The 16,332-nt window shown below is 70.8% G+C and carries 15 protein-coding genes; 8 read left to right on the forward strand and 7 right to left on the reverse strand.

Annotation, left to right across the window (positions count from 1 at the left end):
* Positions 1-27 precede the first annotated feature (27 nt).
* From SLW56_RS00420 to SLW56_RS00435, 4 genes are all read right to left on the reverse strand, one after another.
* Complete coding sequence (locus SLW56_RS00420; protein ID WP_026143987.1) at positions 28-417, reverse strand: MAPEG family protein; 390 nt, start codon at positions 415-417, stop codon at positions 28-30.
* A gap of 41 nt (positions 418-458) precedes the next feature.
* Positions 459-1,046, reverse strand: coding sequence for a DUF4019 domain-containing protein (locus SLW56_RS00425; protein WP_320694186.1), 588 nt, complete (start codon positions 1,044-1,046; stop codon positions 459-461).
* 64 nt (positions 1,047-1,110) lie between these two features.
* Positions 1,111-1,398: a hypothetical protein gene (locus tag SLW56_RS00430; protein ID WP_267118262.1), complete on the reverse strand. Its 288-nt coding sequence runs from the start codon at positions 1,396-1,398 to the stop codon at positions 1,111-1,113.
* Positions 1,399-1,484: 86 nt separating this feature from the next.
* Positions 1,485-2,513, reverse strand: coding sequence for a hypothetical protein (locus SLW56_RS00435; protein WP_225851644.1), 1,029 nt, complete (start codon positions 2,511-2,513; stop codon positions 1,485-1,487).
* A gap of 225 nt (positions 2,514-2,738) precedes the next feature.
* Between SLW56_RS00435 and SLW56_RS00440 the strand changes: the two genes are divergently transcribed.
* From SLW56_RS00440 to SLW56_RS00455, 4 genes are all read left to right on the forward strand, one after another.
* Positions 2,739-4,211: an AlkA N-terminal domain-containing protein gene (locus SLW56_RS00440; RefSeq protein WP_320694187.1), complete on the forward strand. Its 1,473-nt coding sequence runs from the start codon at positions 2,739-2,741 to the stop codon at positions 4,209-4,211.
* On the forward strand, positions 4,208-4,735 hold the full coding sequence (locus SLW56_RS00445) for a methylated-DNA--[protein]-cysteine S-methyltransferase (protein WP_320694188.1): 528 nt from the start codon (positions 4,208-4,210) through the stop codon (positions 4,733-4,735). The genes SLW56_RS00440 and SLW56_RS00445 overlap by 4 nt, the downstream gene beginning before the upstream one ends.
* Before the next feature lie 121 nt (positions 4,736-4,856).
* Positions 4,857-6,122, forward strand: coding sequence for an ectonucleotide pyrophosphatase/phosphodiesterase (locus SLW56_RS00450; protein WP_320694189.1), 1,266 nt, complete (start codon positions 4,857-4,859; stop codon positions 6,120-6,122).
* A gap of 247 nt (positions 6,123-6,369) precedes the next feature.
* A complete protein-coding gene (locus SLW56_RS00455) occupies positions 6,370-7,803 on the forward strand; it encodes a chloride channel protein (RefSeq protein WP_320694190.1) in 1,434 nt (477 codons plus the stop codon).
* 168 nt (positions 7,804-7,971) lie between these two features.
* On the opposite strand, the gene SLW56_RS00460 is transcribed toward SLW56_RS00455, so the two are convergent.
* Together SLW56_RS00460 and SLW56_RS00465 are read right to left on the reverse strand one after the other, a co-directional pair.
* Positions 7,972-8,157, reverse strand: a complete 186-nt coding sequence (locus SLW56_RS00460) for a 30S ribosomal protein THX (protein ID WP_017911843.1) — start codon at positions 8,155-8,157, stop codon at positions 7,972-7,974.
* 111 nt (positions 8,158-8,268) lie between these two features.
* Positions 8,269-8,682, reverse strand: coding sequence for a MerC domain-containing protein (locus SLW56_RS00465; protein ID WP_017907253.1), 414 nt, complete (start codon positions 8,680-8,682; stop codon positions 8,269-8,271).
* 155 nt (positions 8,683-8,837) lie between these two features.
* Between SLW56_RS00465 and SLW56_RS00470 the strand changes: the two genes are divergently transcribed.
* Positions 8,838-10,910 carry a TonB-dependent receptor gene (locus SLW56_RS00470; RefSeq protein ID WP_320694191.1) on the forward strand — a complete coding sequence of 691 codons (2,073 nt, stop codon included), beginning with the start codon at positions 8,838-8,840 and terminating at the stop codon, positions 10,908-10,910.
* A gap of 57 nt (positions 10,911-10,967) precedes the next feature.
* Here SLW56_RS00470 and SLW56_RS00475 read toward each other — a convergent pair whose 3' ends face one another.
* Complete coding sequence (locus SLW56_RS00475; RefSeq protein ID WP_320694192.1) at positions 10,968-11,300, reverse strand: SMR family transporter; 333 nt, start codon at positions 11,298-11,300, stop codon at positions 10,968-10,970.
* A gap of 454 nt (positions 11,301-11,754) precedes the next feature.
* On the opposite strand from SLW56_RS00475, the gene SLW56_RS00480 reads away from it, so the two are divergent.
* The 3 genes from SLW56_RS00480 (at position 11,755) to SLW56_RS00490 (ending at position 16,312) form a co-directional block, all read left to right on the forward strand.
* Positions 11,755-14,145: a TonB-dependent receptor gene (locus tag SLW56_RS00480; protein ID WP_320694193.1), complete on the forward strand. Its 2,391-nt coding sequence runs from the start codon at positions 11,755-11,757 to the stop codon at positions 14,143-14,145.
* Between the two features lie 345 nt (positions 14,146-14,490).
* On the forward strand, positions 14,491-15,324 hold the full coding sequence (locus SLW56_RS00485; RefSeq protein WP_295845962.1) for a 2Fe-2S iron-sulfur cluster-binding protein: 834 nt from the start codon (positions 14,491-14,493) through the stop codon (positions 15,322-15,324).
* Positions 15,311-16,312 carry a xanthine dehydrogenase family protein subunit M gene (locus tag SLW56_RS00490; protein WP_295845961.1) on the forward strand — a complete coding sequence of 334 codons (1,002 nt, stop codon included), beginning with the start codon at positions 15,311-15,313 and terminating at the stop codon, positions 16,310-16,312. The genes SLW56_RS00485 and SLW56_RS00490 overlap by 14 nt, the downstream gene beginning before the upstream one ends.
* The last annotated feature ends 20 nt before the right edge of the window (positions 16,313-16,332 follow it).

Consider the following 16,332-nt stretch of genomic DNA (forward strand, 5'->3'; position numbering starts at 1 on the left):
GCGACGATCGGTCGCAGCCCGCGGGGCTCAGAACAGCGCCCACACCAGCTGCAGGATCGCCCACAGCGACACCACCCACACCAGGCTGCGCACGTACGGCACGCCCGCCGCGTACAGCGGCACGTACGCCACACGCGCCCACAGGTAAATCTGCGCCGACAGCGCGGTGTGCGCATCGCCCTTGCCCAGCGCCGCCACCGCCACCGCCGCGGCGGCGAAGAAGGGGAAGGTTTCCAGGAAGTTGCGCAGCGCGCGGTCCAGGCGCCCGGCCACGCCGGCCGGCGGCGGTTGCGGCGCATCGCGCGCGCCGGCGTTCCACTTCAGCCCGCGCTGCGCGGTGACGAAGGCGGAGGCGAGCAGCAGTTGCGCGATCCCGAGCAGGATCGCCCAGGCCAGCATGCGGATTTCGATGGGCATCGGAGCCTCGGAGGAAAGGAAGACGGCGCGCAGCATGCCGCTCAATCGGGCATGGCCACGTGATAACCGACCAGGCGCCAGGTCTTGTCCTCGTCCAGCCGCAACGACACCAGCTCGCGCACCGGCTGCGGCGCATTGGCGAAGCGGCTGGGGAAGCTGATGTTGACGTAGGTGCCCGGCGGCACCTGCGAGCCGGCGGCGTACTGCACCCGCGCCACGCTGGCGACGCCGCGGCCGAGCAGCGCGCCCAGCCGCGCACGTGCGGCGTCGATCTCGCGCACGAACACCGCACGCGTCACCGCCTTCTTCGCCACAACAGAGGCGCCTTCCCACAGCTCGCCGGTGCGTCCGGCATCGACCAGTTGCGCGGCGCGCAGGCCGGCCTGCGCCATCTGCGCATCCTGCTTGGCCAGCGGCCCGGGTGCGGGTGCGGCAGCGGCGGCATGGCGCGGCGCCGGTTTCGGTGCCGCCGCAGGCGCGGCAGCAGGTGCGGCAGGTGCCGCTGGCGGGGCAGTCGTCGGCGCGGGCGCGGACGATGCCGGGGGCGCGGTCTGCGCGGAAGCTGCGCCAGCGACGAGGGCCAGCAGGACGAGCGTGAGGCGGAACGGGACGGAGATGGACAAGGACATCGCTCGGCAGCGGCGGTGGCAAGGGCCGCAGTCTACGCGGCCTGCGCGGGCCAGCGCAGCGGCCCTATGGCGTCTCCTCGCTCGCCACTACCGTATTCTCGCTCGCCACTCCCGCGGCCGCGGCTGGGGCGGCATAGCGCTGCCTGTGCCAGGCACGCCAGCTCGCCCACAGCGCCCACGCGGTCGCCGCCAGCAGGGCGAGCAGACTCAGCAGCGAGGCGGTCCGCGCCAGCCACGGCGCATGCAGGCCGTTGGCGAGGTGCAGCAGCACTTCGGCGATCGCGAAGCCGCCCAACGCCAGCAACGCCGGGGGCAGGTACAGCCGCAGCATCAAGCGGGTTCCGGCGGCCATGCGCGCGCTCCGGGATGGGATGCGGCGACGCTAGCCCCGCGTCCATGCCCGCCACGTGAATGGGCGGCACACGCCGCAGCGGCCGTTCAGGCGCCGGGCGAGGCCAGCGGCAGCGTCGCCACGTCGATCTCCGACAGCGGGCTTTCCGCCGGACAGGCCTGGTCCGGGAACCCGAAGCGCTGCTTCAGCGCCTGGCCGCAGGCGGTCAGGCTCTCAAGGTCCACGTCTTTTTTGGTCTTGCACTCCTGGTCGAAGGCGACCAGGAACGCATCCTTGCGCCGCACGAAATCGTCGCCGCACTTGCGCAACTGCTTGATCCGCTCCAGGTCGTCCTGCACCGCGTTGGTACCGTCGAGCCCGTACTGCTTGAGCTCGTCGCTGCTGAGCAGGCGCAGGCTACGGTTGGGCACGGTCATCATCAGGTCGGCCACCGCCACCGCCACGCCGTTGCGCTCCAGGTAGTCCTTGACGTTGCCATAGACCTCCTGCAACTCGCGGTTGAGCTCGGCGCGCGAGGTCGCAGTGGAGCTGATCCGCATCATCCGGTGGATGCCGACCTTGCCGGAGATCAGCCGGTTGTCGCCGGCGGCCAGCACGAACACGCAGGCGCTGTGGCAGACCGAACCTTCGCGCACCCACACGGTCCAGCCGGATTCGCCGATCGCATCGCCGGCGCGGATCGCCGCCTCGACCTGGCCGCCGCTGGAATCGAGGTCGAGCACGCGCTTGCCGATGCCGGTCTGCCTGGCCACCTCGGCCAGGCGCCGCACCATCTCGGCGAAGCCGGCGTTGATCTTGCCGACATAGCGCACCCGCATCAGCCCACGCTCGCGGCACGGCGCCAGCGCCGCCTCCACGGCTGGCCGGTCCAGCCCGGCCAGCGGCTGGCCATCGCCGGCGTCGGCGGCATAGTCGGTGTCGCAGCTGATGAAGGCCTCGCCATTCTCCAGGGTGGCCTCGTCCCAGGCCTGCGGGTCGCGCTTGGGCGCGACCGCATGCGGCGGCGGTGCCGGCGGCGCACCGATCGAGACCATGTGCTCGCCATCGGCGGAGGGGCTGTCGGCGACGGTCCGCGGTGCCGACGCCGGCTGCTGCCCGCAGGCCAACAGGCCCAGGCAACACAGCGACAACCAGCAGAGTCTGAACGGAGCGGCCAAACGGAGGATCCACGGACGAGACGAAAAAGACAGGCGCCAGGCGCCTGTGGACCTAGTCTAGTGCCGCCGCGCGGAACCTCCCCAACTGCGCCTAAACCGCGGGCACCGCGGCCACGCGACAGCCGCGGCATTGCTGTCCGAAAACGGCCAGTGCGCTGCGCTGGGGCCGACTAGACTGGCGCCATGCCTGCCCTCGCCGCCACCGATCACGCCCTCTACGACCGCGCCCGCCAGTCCCGCGACGCGCGCTTCGACGGCGTGTTCTTCACCGCCGTGCGCAGCACCGGCATCTACTGCCGGCCGGTGTGCCCGGCGCCGCCGCCCAAGCGCAGCAACGTGCGCTACTACCCCAGCGCCGCCGCGGCCGCGGCAGCCGGCTACCGGCCGTGCCTGCGCTGCCGCCCCGAACTCTCGCCGGAGGCGCAGCAGCACCTGGGCGAAGAAGTGGTGCGGCGCGCACTGGCGCTGATCGCCGAGGGCGCGCTGCAGGACGCCAGCGTCGCCGCGCTGGCGGCCGAACTGGGCATCAGCGCGCGCCAGCTGCAGCGCCTGTTCGTGGCCCAGCTCGGCGCCACCCCGGCAGCGGTGCACGCGACCCGGCGCCTGTTGCTGGCCAAGCAACTGCTCACCGAAACCGCCTTGCCGATCACCCAGGTGGCGCTGGCGGCCGGCTTCAACAGCCTGCGCCGCTTCAACGCCGCGTTCCTCGACGGCTGCGGCATGCCACCCTCGGCGATCCGCAAGCAGCGCACCGACAGTCCCGGCGGCGATCTGGTGCTGCGCCTGGGCTATCGGCCGCCGCTGGACTTCCCGGCGATGCTGGCGTTCCTGCGCAAGCGTGCGATCCCCGGCATCGAGCGCATCGGCGAGGCCAGCTACGAGCGCGTGCTCGGCCCCTGCGAGGCCTCCACTTGCATCCGTGTCGAGGCCGATCCGCAGCGCCACGAACTGCGCCTGCACATCGCCGCGGCCGATCCGCGCGCCATTCCCGACATCGTGCGCCGGGTGCGCCGCGTGTTCGACCTGGATGCCGACCTGCGCGCGGTGCACGCCACGCTCGGCGAGGATCCGCTGCTGGCGTGCGCCATCGCCCGGCGCCCCGGATTGCGTGTGCCAGGCGGTTGGGACGGGTTCGAAGTGGCGGTACGCGCGGTGCTCGGCCAGCAGGTCAGCGTGGCCGGCGCGGCGACCCTGGCCGCGCGCCTGGTCGATCGGCACGGCGCCGCGCGGCCCGGCCAGCCGCCGGGGCTGGACCGCGCCTTCCCGACCCCGCAGGCACTGCGCGACGCGCCGCTGGAAGCCATCGGCCTGCCGCGCTCGCGTGCGGCGACGATCCGTGCGCTGGCGCAGGCGGTGCTGGACGGCCGTCTGTCGTTCCGTGCCGGCCAGCGCCTTGACGACTTCGTCGCCCACGCCATCACCTTGCCCGGCATCGGCGCCTGGACCGCGCAGTACATCGCCCTGCGCGCGCTCGGCCAGCCCGACGCCTTCCCCGCCGGCGACCTGGTCCTGCAGCGCATGCTCGGCGCGGACGGCGCACGCCTGAGCGAACGCGCCACCGAGGCACGCGGGCAGGCCTGGCGTCCCTGGCGCGCCTACGCGGTGCTGCACCTGTGGCACCTGGCCAACGACCCTCCCGAGGAGACCCGCGCATGACCGCGTCCCCGCTGTCCTACGACCGTTTCGACACCCCGATCGGCATGCTCACCGTCGCTGTCGGCAGCGATGGCGTGCGTCACATCCTGTTCCCCGAGAACCGCTACGACGCCCGCGGCCGCGCCGACTGGATCCACGATCCGGCGCCCGTGCGTGCCGCGCGCGAGCAGTTGCTGGCCTACTTCGCCGGCGAGCGCGAGCACTTCGACCTGCCGCTGGCGCCGCACGGCACCGACTTCCAGCGGCGGGTGTGGCTGGCGCTGGCCGAGATCCCGTTCGGCGCGACCTGGAGCTACGCGCAACTGGCGCAGCATGTGGGCCAGCCGCGTGCGGTGCGCGCGGTCGGTGCCGCCAATGGCCGCAACCCGTTGCCGATCGTGCTGCCCTGCCACCGGGTGATCGGCGCCAACGGCGCGCTCACCGGCTTCGGTGGCGGCCTGCCGACCAAGGCCGCGCTGCTGGCGCTGGAGCGACGCGATGGCGGCGATGCGGCCGCCGGCACCATGGCCCCGCTGTTCGGCTGAGCGTCGCAGCCTGCGGCGGCGGCGCCGCGAGCGCTGCGGCATCGCGCGCCCCGGATACCGATGCACGCGCGCGGCAGGCGCTGTCTTCGCCACGTCACCGTCCGCGCCTTATGATGCCGCGATGATGTCCTCCGTCCTGCGTTCCACGCTCGTCTGCGCCACCCTGCTGCTCGGTGCCTGCGCCTCCCCCCCCTCCACGTCGCCGCACGCGGCCGCCGCACCCAGCGCCGCCGCACCGGCGAGGCTGCCCACGCCGGTGCTGCTGATCTCGATCGACGGCCTGCGCGCGGACATGCTCGATCGCGGCATCACCCCGAACCTGAGCCGCATGGTCCACGACGGCGTGCGCGCGCAGTGGATGACGCCCTCCTATCCGTCGCTGACCTTCCCCAACCACTACACCATCGCCACCGGCCTGCGCCCGGACCATCACGGCATCGTCCACAACAGCATGCAGGACCCGCTGCTGGGCACGTTCCAGCTCAGCGATCGCGCCGCGGTCAGCGATGGCCGCTGGTGGGGCGGCGAGCCGATCTGGGTCGGCGTCGAGAAGGCGGGCCTGCACGCGGCGACCTGGGCCTGGCCGGGCAGCGAGGCGGCCATCCAGGGCGTGCGCCCCAGCCGCCGCCAGGCCTTCGACGCGGACATGCCGCCGAACGCGCGAGTTGACCAGGTGCTGGGCTGGCTCGACGATCCCAGCGCGCCGCGTCCGCAGCTGCTGACCCTGTACTTCGAACAGGTGGACGAAGCCGGCCACGAGCATGGCCCGGAGTCGCGGGAATACGCGCAGGCCGTCGCCAGGATCGATGCGGCGATCGGACATCTGCTCGACGGCCTGGCGCAGCGCGGCGAACTGGACCGGATCAACCTGGTGCTGGTCTCCGACCACGGCATGGCCGCGGTGCCGCCCAAGCAGGTGCTGGCGGTCGAGGAGATGGTCCCGCCGCAACAGGTCACGGTGATCAGCTACGGGCAATCGGTGGGCATCGTTCCGCGCCCGGGCCAGGAAGCCGCGGTCGAGGCGCGCCTGCTCGGCGCGCATCCGCAGTACGACTGCTGGCGCAAGGGCGAACTGCCGGCGCGCTGGCACTACGGCAGCAATCCGCGCATCCCGCCGATCGTGTGCCAGATGCACGAGGGCTGGGATGCGCTGCCGCGTGCGCGCATCGCCGAGAAGCCGCGCAGCCTGCGCGGCTCCCACGGCTACGACCCGGCACTGCCGTCGATGCGCGCGGTGTTCGTCGCCCGCGGCCCGGCGTTCCGCCAGGGCGTCACCCTGGCGCCGATCGACAACGTCGACGTCTACCCGCTGCTGACCCGCCTGCTCGGCATTCCCGCCGCCCCCAACGACGGCGATCCGCAGGCGCTGCTGCCGGCGCTGCGCTAGGGGGGCCACCATTCCCCGAGCATGCCGCGCTGCGCTTGCGCGTGCCTGTGGCAAGGAAGAGCGAGGAAGTGGACGTGCGTCCACGCCCGAGCGATGACGCGACCACGGGCGCGCGCAAGCGCGGCCCTTCGGGTTGGGTCTGGCAGGCGCGCGGCATACTCGGGAATGGGTGACACGCCCTGAGCGCCACGACAACGGTCGCGGCGCAGCCACGCCCGCCCATGGCAACGCGTGCGACAATGGCGGCATGCATTCGCCCGACTCCGCGCAACCGCCGCGCCTGCGCCATCGTCTGCGCCCGCTGATCTCGCAGGAGAGCTGGAAGCAGCGCGCCGTGCTGTGGGGCGGCGCGGTAGCGGTGGCCCTGGTCTCCATCGTCTTCGCCAAGGCCAGCGACGCCGCCTTCCACGTGTTCCAGCGCGTCACCGCGCATTCGCCATGGTGGGCGCTGCTGCTGACCCCGAGCGTGTTCGCCCTGCTGGCCTGGCTGACCAACGGCGCGCTGCGCCCCACCCGCGGCAGCGGCATCCCGCAGGTGATCGCCGCGCTGGAACGTCCCGACGACGGCTTCCGCCAGGCCAACCTGTCGCTGCGCGTGTCCGCGGGCAAGCTGATGCTGACCACCATGGCCCTGTTCGGCGGCGCCTCGATCGGCCGCGAAGGTCCCACCGTGCACGTCGGCGCCAGCCTGATGTACGTGTTCGGGCGCTGGTTCGGCTTTCGCGATGCGCGCCAGGCCAGCCATTTCCTGCTGGCCGGCGGCGCCGCCGGCATCGCCGCGGCGTTCAACACGCCGCTGGCCGGCGTGGTGTTCGCCATCGAGGAACTGAGCGGACGCTTCGAGCACCACTTCTCCGGCACCTTGCTGACCGCGGTGATCGTCGGCGGCGTGATTTCGCTGGGCCTGCTCGGCGACTACACCTACTTCGGCCGGGTCGCCACCGCCGGCCTGCCGCTGGGCAAGGCGTGGCTGGCGATCCTGCTGTGCGGCGTGGTCGCCGGCCTGCTCGGCGGCGCCTTCGCGCGCATGGTGCTGCTCACCGTCGCCGGCAAGCCGCGCTGGCTGGGCGAGCTGCGCCGGCGCCAGCCGGTGCTGCTGGCCGCATTGTGCGGTCTGGCGCTGGTGCTGCTGGGCCTGATCTTCGGCGCCGGCGCGTTCGGCACCGGCTACGAGCAGGCGCGCAGCCTGGTGCAGGGGCACGCCAGCGTCGGCCACGAATTCGGCCTGATGAAACTGCTGGCGAACCTGGTGTCCTACGTGGCCGGCATCCCCGGCGGCCTGTTCTCGCCGGCCCTGGCGGTCGGCGCCGGGCTCGGCCACAACCTGGCCGTGCTGATGCCGGGCGTGGACCCGCGCATCTTCGTGCTGCTGGGCATGTGCGCCTATCTCACCGGCGTGACCCAGGCGCCACTGACCTCGGCGGTGATCTCGCTGGAACTCACCGACAGCAGCGACATGCTGCTGCCGATCCTGGCGACGGTGCTGATCGCCCGCGGCGCTTCGGCGCTGGTCTGCCGCACGCCGATCTACCGCGGCCTGGCCGAACTGTTGCTGGTGGCGCCACCGCCGGCGCCCACGCCGCCTGCCGAAGAGGAAACGCCGACCTCGCTGGTGGCCGACCTGGCCGGCAGCGAGCACGACGACCGCGACGACGGCCCCAGCGCGCCGCGTCCGCACTGATTGGCGGCGCGTGCCAGGCGCTGGTGCGATCGGAACGCGCGCCACTGCTGCCCGCTTCCGACGCAAGACCGCCGCCTGCCGCCTGGCAGCGACGGCCAAGGTAAAAACAGACAGACATAAAAAAACGCGGCGCAAGCGCCGCGTTCTTCGTCGCAACCAGTGGCTGGCTCAGCCGGCCTTGGCGACCGTCTTCTTGGCCACGGCCTTCTTCACCGCCGGCGCCTTGACCACCGACTTCTTCGCGGCCGGCGATGCAGCGCCCACGGCCACCTTGCTCACGCTGTGCGAGCGCGAATTGCCGTAGCTGGCGTTGTAGCGCTTGCCCTTGGCGGTCTTGCGGTCACCCTTACCCATGCTCATCGACTCCTGAATGTGTTTGCGAAAACCCCCGCGAGATGCACGGGGTTTGGCGAGGCCAACGCGGTCAGCGCCCTCGCGCAAGGGCGGCAAGCCTACCACGTGCGCTCAATGGGCGCAGCTTGCGTCGTGCACGTGGCCGTGGTTCAAGCGCAGGTTGAGCAGGTGCGCCAGGCCGACCAGGGTGCCGCCGAAGGTCATGATCGCCGCGTGCGGCGCCACCGCATGATGCAGCGCCGGCACCAGCAGCCCGGCCCATAGGGCCAGCAGGCCGAGGATGAGCAATCCCAGCGCCTGCCACACGCGGTGCCGGCGATACCCGAGCACCAGACTGAACAGGCCCAGGCAGGTCACGAACAGGACCAGGGTGCGCTCCACGCCCTCGCCCAGCCACATCGCCAGACCCAGCGACGGCAGCACCGCCAGCGCCAGCGGCAACACCGCGCAATGCACCGCGCACAGCAGCGAACCGGTGGCGCCGAGGCGGTCGAGCGCGGCACGCAGATCGAACGATGAGGACATGACGGTCGGCACGGGTTGAAAGTGTTACGGAATAATATAACATTCGGCCGCCGGCGACCAGCGCGTCCCGCGCCCCTTCCCCGACCGTCCACCGCCGCTGTGCGGTGCCGGCAGCGCGCACGTCGCCCCCGACTGTCCCTCCTAGTGGAATGCCCATGCCCTCTCCCCGTGCCGTCCAGTTCCGCCGTTCTGCCCTGTCCCTGGCCCTGCTTGGCCTGCTGAGCCCGTCGCTTGCCCTGGCCGCCGACCCGACCACCACGACGACCGCGACCGACGCCACGCCGCCGGCCAGCGACAGCCGCCACGGCGCAGGCCACAGGCAGGACCGGCACGTGAAGGACATGGACCAGGTGGTGGTCACCGCCAGCCCGCTGCGCGATGCCGCCGGTGCGTTGAGCCAGCCGGTGGACGTGCTGGCCGGCGAGCGCCTGGACGAGAACCGCGGCGCCAGCATCGGCGAGACCGTGGCCAGCCTGCCGGGCGTGCAGAGCTCCAACTTCGGCCCCGGCGTGGGCCGGCCGATCATCCGCGGCCTCGACGGCCCGCGCGTGGCGGTGCTCAACGACGGCCTGTCCTCGCAGGACGTGTCCACGGTCAGCCAGGATCATTCGCCTGCCGTTGAGCCGTTCCTGGCCGACCAGATCGAAGTGCTGAAGGGCCCGTCCACCCTGCTGTACGGCTCCGGCGCGATCGGCGGCGTGGTCAACGTGGTCGACGGGCGCATCGCCGAGACTCCGGTCGACGGCGTGCACGGTCGTGCCGAAGCGCGCTGGGAAGGCGGCGACAAGAGCGGCAACACCGACATGTTCCGCGTCGATGCCGGCAACGGCAGCGGCCTGTCGATCCATGCCGACGGCGTGTACCGCAACCTGAAGGACTACGACACGCCGCAGGGCCCGCAGCTCAACTCGTTCGTCAAGTCCAAGGTCGGCTCGATCGGCAGTTCGCTGGCCGGCGACTGGGGCTTCGTCGGCGTGTCGATCTCGCGCTTCCGCGACAACTACGGCAACCCCGGCGAGCCCGGCGATCCGGCCGCCGGCGAGCGTGGCGTGTCGCTGCAGCTGCACCAGGACCGTTTCGAGCTCAAGGGTGCGCTGAACGACCCGTGGGGCGACGGCAGCGCACTGCGCTACAGCTTCGGCCACACCGCCTACACCCACACAGAATTCGAAGGCGCGGAAGTGGGCACCAAGTTCGACAAGCGCGCCAACGAAGGCCGCGTGGAGGCCTCCTTCGGCCTGGGCGGCGGCTGGCAGACCGCGGTCGGCGTGCAAGGCAGCGACTCGACCTTCCAGGCCACCGGCGAAGAAGCCTTCGTGCCGAAGACCGACACCCGCGCCGTCGGCGTGTTCGCGCTGGCGCGCAACAGCTGGGACCGCGTGCAGGCCGAGGTCGGCGCGCGCGTGGACAGGACCAAGTACGAGACCGACACCGGCGTGGACCGCGATTTCACTCCGAAGAGCCTGTCGCTGAGCGGCGGCTTCCGCTTCAACGAGCAGTGGCGTCTGACCGCCAACCTCGACCACGCCGAGCGCGCCCCGGCCGAAGAAGAACTGTTCGCCAACGGACCGCACATCGCCACCCTCGCCTACGAGATCGGCAACCCCGACCTGAAGACCGAGAAGGCCAACCAGGCCGAACTGGGCCTGATCTTCAAGAACGACTGGGTCGACGCCAAGGTGGCCGGCTACTACAACCGCTACGACGACTTCATCTACATCGTCGACACCGGCGGCCAGTGGTTCCACGAGGAGGACAACGATTTCCTGCCGATCCGCCAGTGGACCCAGGCCGATGCGGTGTTCCATGGTTTCGAGGGCGAGGCCACCTTCCACCTGGCCGACAACGACAGCGGCGCCTGGGACCTGCGGGTGTTCGGCGACACCGTGCGCGCACGCCTGAAGGACGGCGGCAACCTGCCGCGCATCGCGCCGGCGCGCTACGGCGCGCAGCTGCGCTGGGACGCGAGCAACTGGCGCGCCGCGCTGGGCGCCACCCGCTACCAGAAGCAGGACAAGGTGGCGGTCAACGAGACGCCCACCGCCGGCTATACCCTGGTCGATGCGCATCTGGCCTATCACGTCGATGCCGGCAGCACCGCCTGGGAAGTGTTCCTGGACGGCAACAACCTGACCAACCAGGATGCGCGCGTGCATACCTCGTTCCTCAAGGACGACGTCATGCTGCCCGGCCGCAGCGCCTCGTTCGGCGTGCGCCTGTTCTTCTGATCGGGCAGCTTCGCTGCAGCGTGACGAGGCCGCCTTCGGGCGGCCTCTTTTTTTTCGCTAATGCGGCGCGCTGCGCGAGAACACGTTGATCACCACCACGCCGGCGACGATCAGCGCCATGCCGACGATCGCCGGCGGGTCCAGCGCCTGGCCGAACCGCCACCACGCCAGCAGCGAGATCAACACGATGCCGATGCCCGACCAGAGCGCATAGGGCACGCCCACCGGCACGCTGCGCAGGGTCAGCGACAGCAGGTAGAAGGCGATGCCATAGCCGCACAGCGACAGCAGCGTCGGCCACAGCCGGGTGAAGCCCTCGCTGGCCTTCAGCGCCGAGGTCGCGACCACCTCGGCGAGGATGGCCACCAGCAGGAACAGCCAGTTCTTCATTGCAGGACACTCCTGGACGCGCAGCGCGTCACGATAGCAAGCGGCGCGTGGCGACGATGGCGACGGCCATCGCCCCGGATGCACGCTGCGCAGGAGCGGCGCGTTGTGCCCTTCTGGAAATCGACCGCGATCGGCGTTCCGCGATCGTTTCTGGCACGGCTGCGCCTTTCCTGCGACCCCACGCATGACCACACGCATGACCAACCGAAGCGACGCCGCCCTGCGCAGCGCACGCCGTAGGTTGCGGTGCGATGTCGACCTGCCTGGGCAACCTGTCACGCAAACGCGGCCGGTACCGCGCTGCACAACGCTCCGCTCGCCCGACGGCGTTACAAAGGGCGCCGCGCGTCGCCCCCTGCTTCGCGCCGTACCGGCCGATGCGACGCGGCCGCGCGCTGCACGCGCGTGCCGCATCCCGGCCGATCGTTCCGAATGAAGAAAGGAGAGATTCTTCATGCATCTTGCGCCGCTTCGCCATCTGCTGCCCCTGTCCATCGCCGCCGTCCTGCTCGCGCCCCCCGCGTTGGCGCAGACCGCCGACGCACCCACCGCGCCGGCAACGCAACCCGACGCCACCACCCTGGATACCGTGGTCGTCAGCGGCACTGCGCGCTTCAGCGGCCTGCGCAAGCGCGACGCCAGCTTCTCGATCACCACCGCCACACCCGAACAGATCCAGCAGGCGGTGCCGCAGAGCAGCGCCGACCTGCTGAAGATCGTGCCGGGCGTGTGGGCCGAACCCAGCGGCGGCGGCACCGGCGCCAACATCTTCGTGCGCGGCATGCCCTCCGAAGGCGATGCGCCGTTCGTCACTTTCCAGCTCGATGGCGCGCCGCTGTTCCCGCCGCCGACCCTGTCGTTCCTGGAAAACTCCACGCTGTTCCGCACCGACGACACCATCGAACGCATGGAGGTGCTGCGCGGCGGTTCCAGCCCGATCTTCTCCAACGGCCAGGCCGGCATCACCGTCAACTTCATCCAGAAGAAAGGCCAGGACGAGCCGGAAGGCAGCGTACGCCTCACCGGCGGCAGCGATGCACTGCGCCGCATCGATCTGTTCGACAGCGGGCCGATGGGCAACGGCTGGTACTACAGCGTCGGCGGCTTCTTCCGCGAGACCGACGGCGTGCGCGACCCGCAGTTCCCCGCCGACAAGGGCGGCCAGTTCAGCGCGACCCTGAGCAAGCGCTGGGACAGCGGCGAACTGTCGTTCTATGCGCGCCATACCGACGACAACAACGCCTTCTACACCGCGATCCCGTTGCTGTCGCGCAACAACGGCAACGACCTGTCCAGCTTCCCCGGCCTCAATGCTCAGCGCGGCACGCTGCTGAGCGACGACTTCCGCAACGTCACCCTGCCGGTCGGCCCCAACGGCCAGACCATCCGGCGCGACCTCGGCGACGGCCGCGGCGTCAACATCGACGTGTTCGGCGGCGAACTGAACTGGGAGGTGGGCGACTGGACCGTCGCCGACCGTTTCAACGTCATGGGCGGCACCGCACCGACCTATGCGCTGTTCACCGGCAACGCGCCGCAGCGACTGGGCGACTTCATCGCCGGCTACGGCAGCACCGGCAGCGCGCGCTATACCAACGGCGGCGGCGCGGTCGATCCGGACCAACAAGTGCTGGAAGCCGGCTGGTGGTCGGTGGACAAGCGCCTGAACTCCTTCACCAACGACCTGCGCCTGAGCCGCGCGCTGTTCGCCGGCAATACGCTGACCGTGGGCAGCTATTACGCCAGGTACACCTCCAACGACACCTGGTACCTCGGCAATACCATGCTGCTGACCGCGCAGAACCATGCGCGGCGCATCGACGTGACCCTGGACGACGGCCGCCAGCCGACGCGCGACGGCTTCACCAGCACCGCCTTCCTGGCGCTGCGCGCGCATTACGAGGGCGAGAACGCCGCGGTGTTCGTCGCCGACGAATGGGAACTGGACGAGCGCCTGCGCCTGGACCTGGGCGTGCGCTACGAACGCCAGCACGTCGCCGGCACCGTGCACGACACCGCCACCGTGGACCTGGACGGCAATCCGGCCACGCTCTACGACAATGCCACTTCGATCTCGCTGCCGAGCGCGCGACGCATCGACCAGGACGACAATGCGCTGTCGTGGACCGCCGGCCTGAACGTCAAGCTCGACGCGCACAACAGCGTGTTCGCGCGGGTCAATTCCGGGGTCAAGTTTCCCGGCTTCGACAATCTGCGCGACGGCCAGACCAAGGTGCAGGACATCCGGCAATACGAACTGGGATTGAAGTCCGGCGCGGCCAACTACGATCTGTACCTCACCGCGTTCTACAACACCTTCAGGAATTCGCCGTTCCAGGCCTTCCTGGCCAACGGCAGCAACTTCACCACGGTCGGCGATTCGCGTGCCTACGGCCTGGAGGTGGAAGGCGCGATCCGCCCGTTCGGCGGCTTCGAACTGGCCGGGACGGGGGTGTGGCTGGACGCGAAGTACCGCAATTACCGCGAATACACCGGCAACCAGGTCATGCGCCAGCCCAAGCGCCAGTTCCGGCTGACGCCGAGCTACTACTGGATGCTGCCGTTCGGCGACCTGCGCGTGTTCGCCACCTATTCCTACATCGGCGAACGCTACGCCGACCTGGCCAACAGCCAGCGCCTGCCGTCCTACGACATGCTCGACGTCGGTGCCAGCCTGCACAGCGGCGAGCACTGGGAGTTCACCGTCAGCGGCAGCAACGTGACCGACACGCTGGGCCTGACCGAAGGCAATGTCCGCGTGCCCGGCGCGGCCACCGGCGGCGTGTTCATGGGCCGCCCGATCGCCGGCCGCCAGTATCAGGCATCGGTGGCGTATCGCTGGTAGCGCCTGCCGCATCGCAGACGCACGCGACGCCATCGCTGCACCGGCGTCGCGTGGCGCCGACCATGACAGGCGCAATCGCGCGCCTGTCGTGGCGGCGATGGCATCTGCAGGAGCGCATGCACGCGCATCCCGATCCAGTACGGCCACCCGTCCGTATCACTGCCTCGACACCCTCCCTTCGCGTTCTCTTCGCAGTCCCTTCGCGGTCCCGCCGCGATGCTCGCGCTCGGGTGCCGATGCGTGCCCGCACGTCGGCGTCGCGATGGCAGCGCCGCTACCCAGGTCGACTCGCTCCCTGCTGCGCCACGGCGCGCGCGGTGGCGGTCCCCCAGGCAGGAGAGACCGATGCAGCATGAGCCCCACCGTACCGATGACGCGTCCGGCGCCGCCGACAGCGCGCGCAACACCCCGCTGAGCGAGGACGAAGCCGCGCTCGCGCGCCGGCTCGGCATCAACGGCCTCTCGCGCCGCGAATTCCTCGCCCTGCTCTCGGCCGCCGGCCTCAGCAGCGCGGGCGGACAGATCCTCTTCAGCGAGGCCGCGTTCGCCGCCCCCGTCGCCAAGGCCGCGCCGCCGCAGAACGCCTTGCCCGTGGTCCTGGAGGTCAACGGTCAGCGCCACGCCCTGCAGCTGGATCCACGGACCACGCTGCTGGACGCGCTGCGCGAACATCTGGCAATGACCGGCACCAAGAAGGGCTGCGACCACGGCCAGTGCGGTGCCTGCACGGTGATCGTCGACGGCGAGCGCCGCCTCTCCTGCCTGACCTTGGCCGCACAGGCAGAAGACACGCAGATCACCACCATCGAGGGTCTGGCCGACGGCGAGCGACTGCACCCGATGCAGGACGCGTTCGTGCAGCACGATGGGTTCCAGTGCGGCTACTGCACGCCTGGGCAGATCTGCTCGGCGGTGGCGCTGTTGAACGAGATCAGGCGCGGCGATGCCAGCCACGTCAGCGCCGACGTCAGCCTGCCGGTCACCGAACTCAGCGACGCCGAGGTGCGCGAGCGGATGAGCGGCAACATCTGCCGCTGCGGCGCCTACCCGAAGATCGTCGCCGCCATCCAGGACGTGCACAGCGGCGGCGCGCCGCGGCCGCTGACCTGGCGCTATGTCGACCAGTCCGAACTGACCGCCCTGAAGATGGCGAAGGAGGTGGCCGATGACGCCGTTTAAGTACCAGCGCGCGACCTCGCCGGAGGACGCGGTGCGCCGTGTCGCCGCCAACCCGAACGCGCGCTTCCTCGGCGGCGGCACCAACCTGCTCGACCTGATGAAGGAAGGGGTGACCGGTGCCGACGAGATCGTCGACCTGACCCGGCTCAAGGGCCTGGCCGAGATCGCCGAAACCGCCGACGGCGGCCTGCGCCTGGGCGCGCTCGCCAACAACACGCAGACCGCCAACCATCCGCTGGTGCGTCAACGCTATCCGTTGCTGAGCCAGGCGATCCTGGCCGGGGCCACGATGCAACTGCGCAACATGGCCAGCAACGGCGGCAACCTGCTGCAGCGCACGCGCTGCGGCTACTTCTACGACACCGCCCTACCCTGCAACAAGCGCGAACCCGGCAGCGGTTGCGGCGCGCGCGAGGGGCTCAACCGCACCCACGCGATCTTCGGCCACAGCGCGCATTGCGTGGCGGTGCATCCGTCGGACATGTGCGTGGCGCTGGCCGCGCTGGACGCGACGGTGCAGGTGCGTACGCCGGCCGGCACCCAGCGCGAGATCCCGTTCCCCGAATTCCACCTGCTGCCCGAGGCGCGCGCCGATGTCGACAACCAGCTCGCGCATGGCGAACTGATCGAGTCCATCATCCTGCCGGCGCAGAGCTTCGCCGCGCACAGCCACTATCTGAAGGTACGCGACCGGGCCAGCTACGCATTCGCACTGATCTCGGTGGCCGCGGCGCTGACACTGGAACCGGACGGGCGCATCCGCGACGCGCGCATCGCCATGGGAGGGGTGGCGCACAAACCCTGGCGCGCACGCGCCGCCGAACGTGCGCTGGTCGGGCAGCATGTCGGCGAGGCCGCCTTCGCCGCCGCCGCGCAGGCCGAGATGGCCGCGGCACGGCCGCTGGCGCACAACGCCTACAAGATCCCGATGGGCACGCACGCGATGATCCGCGCCCTGCACCGCGCCAGCGGCAGCGACGCCGCGTGAGCGGCCAACCGGAGAACCGG

Origin of the sequence: Xanthomonas sp. LF07-6 (assembly GCF_034105445.1) — a bacterium.
Lineage (GTDB): Bacteria > Pseudomonadota > Gammaproteobacteria > Xanthomonadales > Xanthomonadaceae > Xanthomonas_A > Xanthomonas_A sontii.